8 protein-coding genes are annotated in these 6,809 nt (G+C 69.1%); 6 read left to right on the forward strand and 2 right to left on the reverse strand.

What is annotated here, in order from left to right:
* Nucleotides 1-3 precede the first annotated feature (3 nt).
* The 3 genes from SK224_RS16030 to SK224_RS16040 all read left to right on the forward strand — a co-directional run bounded on the left by SK224_RS16030 (nt 4) and on the right by SK224_RS16040 (nt 2,746).
* Complete coding sequence (locus tag SK224_RS16030; RefSeq protein ID WP_320435624.1) at nt 4-888, forward strand: sortase; 885 nt, start codon at nt 4-6, stop codon at nt 886-888.
* A 414-nt stretch (nt 889-1,302) separates the two neighbouring features.
* On the forward strand, nt 1,303-2,055 hold the full coding sequence (locus tag SK224_RS16035) for a phosphate ABC transporter ATP-binding protein (RefSeq protein WP_320435657.1): 753 nt from the start codon (nt 1,303-1,305) through the stop codon (nt 2,053-2,055).
* Between the two features lie 55 nt (nt 2,056-2,110).
* Nucleotides 2,111-2,746 carry a SatD family protein gene (locus tag SK224_RS16040; protein ID WP_320435625.1) on the forward strand — a complete coding sequence of 212 codons (636 nt, stop codon included), beginning with the start codon at nt 2,111-2,113 and terminating at the stop codon, nt 2,744-2,746.
* 6 nt (nt 2,747-2,752) lie between these two features.
* Here SK224_RS16040 and SK224_RS16045 read toward each other — a convergent pair whose 3' ends face one another.
* Nucleotides 2,753-3,349, reverse strand: a complete 597-nt coding sequence (locus SK224_RS16045) for a hypothetical protein (protein ID WP_320435626.1) — start codon at nt 3,347-3,349, stop codon at nt 2,753-2,755.
* 103 nt (nt 3,350-3,452) lie between these two features.
* On the opposite strand from SK224_RS16045, the gene tyrS reads away from it, so the two are divergent.
* Genes tyrS through SK224_RS16060 form a run of 3 tightly spaced genes read left to right on the forward strand, consistent with a single transcriptional unit; the run spans nt 3,453 to nt 6,351 of the window.
* Nucleotides 3,453-4,742 (forward strand): tyrosine--tRNA ligase, encoded by a 1,290-nt coding sequence (tyrS, locus tag SK224_RS16050; protein ID WP_413816804.1) that lies wholly within the window; start codon nt 3,453-3,455, stop codon nt 4,740-4,742.
* A 3-nt stretch (nt 4,743-4,745) separates the two neighbouring features.
* Nucleotides 4,746-5,534, forward strand: coding sequence for a DUF4184 family protein (locus tag SK224_RS16055; RefSeq protein ID WP_320435628.1), 789 nt, complete (start codon nt 4,746-4,748; stop codon nt 5,532-5,534).
* Nucleotides 5,535-5,550: 16 nt separating this feature from the next.
* Nucleotides 5,551-6,351, forward strand: coding sequence for an alpha/beta hydrolase (locus tag SK224_RS16060; RefSeq protein ID WP_320435629.1), 801 nt, complete (start codon nt 5,551-5,553; stop codon nt 6,349-6,351).
* Between the two features lie 249 nt (nt 6,352-6,600).
* Here the strand turns inward: SK224_RS16060 and SK224_RS16065 are convergent.
* The coding region (locus SK224_RS16065) for a hypothetical protein (protein ID WP_320435630.1) at nt 6,601-6,809 on the reverse strand (209 nt) is incomplete at its 5' end.

Here is a 6,809-nt window from a genome sequence, read left to right on the forward strand (position 1 = left end):
CGGATGCCCCGCCGCCCCCCGAGCCCGCCGCGGCCTCCGTTGACACCGCGCCAGGCCGTCGTCCGCGCGACCCTCGTGATGATCGCGACCGTCATCGCGACGTTCCTGCTCTCCATCGCGGTGGTCGGCAACATCACGTATCACGCCAGTCAGCAGCAGCTGCGGGACCGCTTCCGTGCCGAGCTGGCCGACGGGACCGCGCCGGTCTCGGAAGGTGACTTCGAGGACGTGCTGCTCGCGGATGGAGCTCCTGTGGCGATCATCGACATCCCGGAGATCGGCCTCCATGACGTCGTCGTGGAGGGGACATCGGGCGCCACCTTGATGGACGGGCCCGGACACCGCCGCGACACCGTGCTTCCCGGCCAGGTCGGAGTCAGCGTGATCATGGGGCGATCTTTCGCCTACGGCGGCCCCTTCGGATCGCTGTCCCACCTGGCTCCCGGCGACCGCTTCACGGTGACGACCGGGCAGGGGGAGCTGGTCTTCGAGACCATGGGAACGCGGTACGCAGGCGACCCCGCGCCCGCTAACCCGCGAGCGGGTGAGAGTCGCCTCATTCTGATGACCGCTCGTGGCGGCCCGCTCGCCCCGGTGGGTGTGCAGTACGTCGACGCGATGCTCGTAGGGGAGGGGAAGCCGCGCGGCGCGCGCCAGACAACCTCGGTCACGCTCCCGCCGCAGGAGCGGGCGCTGGCCACGGATGTCCGGACGGTGTGGGCGCTGATCTTCGGTCTGCAGTTCCTCGTGGCGGCGGAACTGGGCGCCATCTGGTCGCTGCGCCGATTCGGCTGGCGCAGGACCTGGATCGTCTTCGTCCCGCTCGTGGGCCTCGCGGGTCTCGTCACCGCCACACAGGTCGCGGTCCTTCTGCCCAACCTCATCTGACTGGAGCACTTCCACATGTCGACACCTCACGACGAGCCCGCGTCCTCGGCCGAAGGCGCCGCGCTGTCCCACGCGACCCCGTACGACGAGACCATCACCGAGGTGGTATCGATCACCGATGCCACCGAGCGGCCGCCGTCGCAGACGTCGGCATCCCTCGCATCGGATGATCCGGTGACCGAAGTGGTTCTGGACTCCGTTCCCCCGGCGATGGTCGTCCCCGCATCCCGCCGCGATCAGCGGCAACAGCCGCGCTTTCTCGGCCGTGCACTCGGTCGCGGCGGCACGGCGGCGCCCGCGCCCTCGGCGATCGTGCTCACCGGCGGCGCGGCCGCGACGCGCGAGCGTCTCGAGTTCGCCGCGGCCCGGCTCGCCGCCGGTGCGCTCGTCGCGCCCGCGCAGCTCGACGCCCGGTTGATCTCCGCGTGGTTCGGCGAGCATCAGGTGCTGCAGGACGTCTCGCTCACCATGCCCGCCGGACGGATCACTGCGTTGATCGGGCCGTCCGGATGCGGAAAGTCCACCTTCCTGCGCATTCTGAACCGCATGCACGAGTTGGTCCCGTCCGCATCGCTGGCCGGGGAGGTACTCCTCGACGGGGAAGACATCTACGAGCCGACCCTGCCTGTCGTCGACGCGCGCAAGCGCATCGGGATGGTGTTCCAGAAGCCGAACCCGTTCCCCGCGATGTCCATCTACGACAACGTGCTTGCGGGCCTCGCGCTCACCGGAATCCGCGCCGATCGCGAACGTAAGGACTACCTCGTGGAGACCTGCCTGACCAAGGCCGGTCTCTGGTCCGAGCTGAAGGACCGGCTGCGCTCACCCGGCGGCGGGCTCTCGGGCGGCCAGCAGCAGCGACTCTGCATCGCACGCTCGCTGGCGGTGCGCCCCCGTGTCCTGCTCATGGACGAGCCCTGCTCGGCGTTGGACCCGACCTCGACGCGCGTCATCGAGGAGACGATGCTGGAGCTTGCTCAGGAAGTGACGATCGTGATCGTCACTCACAACATGCAGCAGGCGCAACGCGTCTCGGACCAGTGCGCCTTCTTCCTGGCTTCGCAGGGGCAGCCCGGGCACATCGTGGAGCACGGCGAGACGGAGGCGATGTTCGCCGATCCGCTCGACGCCCGCACCTTCGACTACGTCAACGGCCGATTCGGCTGAGATAAGCAATATGCTTATTTTGGTAGAAAATTAGTCATTAGCTTATTCTTGCGTCATGGCAATCGTTGTGACGGCGGACATCGTCGGATCGCGGGCGCTCGCGGACCGCACCGGCGCGCAGCGACGGATCGAGACCGTGTTCGCCTCGGTCGAAGCCGACCTGCCTCTGGCGGATCGGATGCTGTCCGCAACCGTGGGCGACGAGTTTCAGGGGGAGTACCCGGACCTCGGCGCGGCTCTGGCCGGCATCCTGCTGATCACGCTGGCGCTCCCGGACGGTCTCGAGTGCCGCTTCGGGGTCGGTGTCGGCGAGGTGTACACCGTGGATGCGGCAGCGGGCGAGCTGGCCGAGGGGCCGGCGTGGTGGGCGGCCCGCGCCGCGATCGACGCCCTGCATGCCAAGCAGGTCCGCGCGATGCCCGCAGTGCGCACCTGGATCGCCGCCGCGGAGGACGAGGACTCGGCGGTGCATGAGCAGGTGCGTCTGGCGAACGCGTACGTCTGGGCCCGTGACGAGCTCGTGAGTGCCATGGGCGAGCGCGCGCGACGTCTGGTCTACGGGCGCTGCCTGGGGCTCACGCAGCGGGAGCTGGCGGCACGCGAGCACATCACGCAATCCGCCGTGTCACAGCTGCTCACCGCATCCGGAGCCGCGGGCCTCGTCGAGGGCTTCGCGCAGTGGCGTCGGTGAGGCGTATCAGAAGATCGCGAGGCGCACGAGTGCGCCGACCACTCCTGCCCACAGGAGACTGGCGAGTGTCCCGACGATGAAGCGCTCGCGGGCCGCCGAGGTGGCGAGCTCTGAGAAGCGGCCGATGCCCTTGATCGCGACGACGACGGCGATGGCCTCCGGGAACCCCGCCAGCAGCGACAGCACGACCGCGAGCCGCTCGAGGTAGCCGATCGTGGTGCCGCCGCGCAGCACTTCCTCCAATCCGGACTCCGTGCTCTCGCCGGTGCGCGATCGGAAGACGAGGATGCCGCCGGCATCCCCTTCTCGGACCTGACCGTGCGTGGCGATGTCGAGGATGCGTCGGGTGACGGGGTCGCCGCCGGTCACCGCGAGCGCGGTTCCGAGTAGCGCGAGCGGAAGGCCGACGATCAGCGGGATATCCACGGGGAGTACGACGACGCTCACCAGCCCCACGAGCACGAGCCCCGTGGCCACGGCGAGAGCGCCATCGGCGGGGCGACGACGCGCGACGAGCACCAGGATCAGCGCCGCCGCCAGGGCGAGCAGCAGCGCGAGGCTCGTGACGCCGGCGACGATCAGCTCGGGGGAGAGGGCGAACATGCTGCCAGTGTCCCAGCCCCCTCCGACTCGCATCGTCCTCCCGCGCCGGAGGGCGGTGGAGCCCCGGCCAGTTGCTACGCTGGCACGCGTGTCTACGCCCGTTGTGAGCGCGACCGCCCCCGCCAACGACCCCTCGTTCTCGAACGTGTGGGACGAACTGGTCTGGCGCGGCTCCGTGCATGTGTCCACCGATCCCGAGGCGCTGCGCGCCGTGCTGGGCGAGGGGCCGATCACGTATTACTGCGGCTTCGACCCCACGGCGCCGAGCCTGCACCTCGGAAACCTCGTGCAGCTGATCGTGATGCGCCGGCTGCAGCTCGCGGGCCATCGCCCGCTCGGGCTGGTCGGAGGATCCACCGGGCTGATCGGTGACCCGCGCCCGTCGGCGGAGCGCACGCTCAACACCCGCGAGACCGTCGAGGAATGGGTCATGCGCCTGCGTGCGCAGGTCGAGCGCTTCCTCAGCTTCGACGGCGAGAACGCGGCGCGCATCGTGAACAACCTCGACTGGACCGCGCCGCTGTCGGCGATCGATTTCCTCCGCGAGGTCGGCAAGCACTTCCGTGTCGGCACCATGCTCAAGAAGGACGCGGTCAGCGCGCGCCTGAACTCCGAGGCGGGCATCAGCTACACGGAGTTCAGCTACCAGATCCTGCAGGGGCTCGACTACCTGGAGCTGTACCGCCAGTACGGCTGCGTCCTGCAGACGGGTGGATCGGACCAGTGGGGAAACCTCACCAGCGGCACCGATCTCATCCATCGCGTCGAAGGGGTCTCGGTCCATGCGATCGGCACCCCGCTGATCACCAACAGCGACGGCACGAAGTTCGGCAAGAGCGAGGGAAACGCGGTCTGGCTGGATGCAGAGATGTGCAGTCCGTACCGCATGTACCAGTTCTGGCTGAACACCGACGACGCCGACGTGATCGATCGTCTGAAGGTGTTCACCTTCCTCACCCGCGAGGAGATCGACCGCTACGCCGACCAGGTGCAGGCCGAGCCCTTCCGCCGCGCGGCGCAGAAGCGGCTCGCGCTGGAAGTGACGGCGCTCGTGCACGGACTCGAGGCTGCGGAGGCGGTCGTCGCCGCATCCGAGGCGCTGTTCGGGCAGGGTGATCTGACCGCTCTGGATGCGGCGACGCTGCGGGCGGCGATCGACGAACTGCCTCACGCTGCGATCGAGCCGGGCATGACCGTGGCACAGGCGCTTCTCGCCACGGGACTCGTCTCCTCGTTGAGCGAGGCGCGCCGCGCCGTGGCGCAGGGCGGGGTGAGCCTCGACGGTGAACGCGTCGCCGACGAGTCGGCGACGATCCGGGCCGGGCTGCCGGGGGGCGTGTCGATCGTCCGCCGCGGCAAGAAGACGCTCGCGGGGCTCATCCCGCGCGGCTGATCCATGCCTTTCACGCCGAGCCACGCCGTTGCCGCGTTGCCGTTCGTGCGGACGCCGCTGGTTCCCGCGGCGATCGCGGTGGGGGCGATGACGCCGGATCTTCCGTTGTTCGTGCGCGGGCTGCCGGTGACCTACGGGCTCACGCACGACCTGCGATGGCTTCCGGTGACGATGCTCGTGGCGCTCGCCCTCCTGCTGCTGTGGCGAGCGCTTCTGCGTCCGGCCGCGCGGGAGCTCGCGCCCGGACCGATCGCGGAGCGCCTGCCGGCGGGGTGGGATGCTCCGGCGCGCACCATCTGGCGGGAGACGTTCGGCGTGTCCGCGGGCGCGGTGCTGCTCCTGGTGGCATCGCTGGCGATCGGCGTCGCGAGCCACATCGCCTGGGACGCCTTCACGCACGAGGGGCGACTGGGTTCGCAGATCTTCCCGGCGTTGGAGCAGCAGTGGGGCCCCCTCGTGGGGATCAAGTGGCTTCAGCACGGCTCCAGCGCGATCGGCCTGGTGATCATCGCGGTGTGGGCGCTGCTGTGGTTGCGCCGTCGTCCCCGTGTTCCGTACGCGCCGCGGACGCCGCGATGGGTCGGTGCCGTGTGGGTGACGGCGCTTCCCGCCGTGCTGATCGCGGCATGGGGGATCGGGCTCGCGGTCTACGGCCCGCTCACCTCCGAGTTCGCCGTCGCCCATCTGGCGTACCGCGTGCTGCCGCAGGCCTGCGCCGTGTGGGCTGTGGGCACGCTCGTGCTTTGCGCGGTCGTCGTCCGGCGCCGCTCGCGCGGCATCGCGACGCGATAAGGAGCAGAATCGAGGGGTGACCGCTGCGCTGCCCGCCCTGACCGAGATGCCCGAGCCCCGCTACGTGATGGTGGGCGAAGGGCACCGCATCGCCACCTACTCCTGGGGGGAGCCCGACGCGCCGACAGCGGTCGTGGTGCACGGGTTCGCCTCGAGCACGCGGGACAACTGGGTCAGCACCGGATGGGTGCGCGACCTGCAGCGTGCGGGCTTCCGCGTGGTCGGTCTGGACCAGCGCGGGCACGGAGCGAGCGACAAGCCGCACGAGTCTCGTGACTACGACCTGCGCGAACTCGCCCGTGACGTCGAGTCGGTCATGGACACCTACCTCATCGACGACGCGGTGTACGTGGGCTATTCCCTCGGAGCCCGGGTGGGGTGGGAGGTCCTTCGCGATCTCCCCGAGCGCGTGCTGCGGGGGGTGCTGGGCGGCGTGCCCGACGGCGTCCCGCTGGGGCGTCTCGACCTGGATCAGGTCAGAGCCCTCATCGAGGACGGCACGCCGGTCACGGATCGCGTCACCCAGAACTACATCGCCCTCACCGAGCGGGTGCCGGGAAACGATCTGCGCGCGCTGTGGGCGATCGCGCAGGGGCTGCGATCGTCGGGGACCGCCGACCCGGACCCTCTGCTGGCGCCGACGCAGCCCGTGCTGTTCGCCACGGGTACGCAGGACGCGATCATCGAGGGCTCGCGTGCCCTGGCTGCGGCCACACCGCGCGGCACGTTCCTGGAGATCCCGGATCGGCACCACTTCAACGCCCCGGGCTCACGCGTGTTCCGTGCGGCGGCGATCGAGTATCTGGCGGGGGAGTGATCCCACGCGGACCGCGGAAACATGCGCGACACGCCCGGGGTGTGCGCTCGAGTTGGCAGATGGCCGGAACCCACGTAACTTATTACTTGTTCGCCCCACAGGGAAGAGCGGAGAGGCCGAGAGGCCCGGCGCCCCCTCAAGCGGAGAACCAACCCTCATCCTGAAGATCTCGACTTGAGATCTTGTCGCAGATGCGAGTAGGATGAGGATCCCGAACTCCACGAGTCAGATCTTGGGACCACTGCTCTGTCAAGAGCGAAGCGCCGATCCGACACCGAGCCGGGAGAAACGAATAGTTGCCCCATGATGACGACCGAGAGGTCCGATGGTGGGAGCATCCGTTCCTTGAGAACTCAACAGCGTGCACTTGTCAAATGCCAAATAACCTCGTTCCAGCTTCGGCTGGGTGAGATTCCTTTGGATCAAGTCCAACCCTTTGGGGTTGGCGTTATGGATTG

Source organism: Microbacterium sp. BG28, assembly GCF_034044005.1.
In the GTDB taxonomy this organism is placed as follows: Bacteria; Actinomycetota; Actinomycetes; order Actinomycetales; family Microbacteriaceae; genus Microbacterium.

Coding starts and splice junctions, on each gene's coding strand:
- SK224_RS16045 (WP_320435626.1), bottom strand. CDS start 3,349: ATGTTCGCCCTCTCCCCCGAGCTGATCGTCGCCGGCGTCACGAGCCTC.
- SK224_RS16030 (WP_320435624.1), top strand. CDS start 4: ATGCCCCGCCGCCCCCCGAGCCCGCCGCGGCCTCCGTTGACACCGCGC.
- SK224_RS16040 (WP_320435625.1), top strand. CDS start 2,111: ATGGCAATCGTTGTGACGGCGGACATCGTCGGATCGCGGGCGCTCGCG.
- SK224_RS16055 (WP_320435628.1), top strand. CDS start 4,746: ATGCCTTTCACGCCGAGCCACGCCGTTGCCGCGTTGCCGTTCGTGCGG.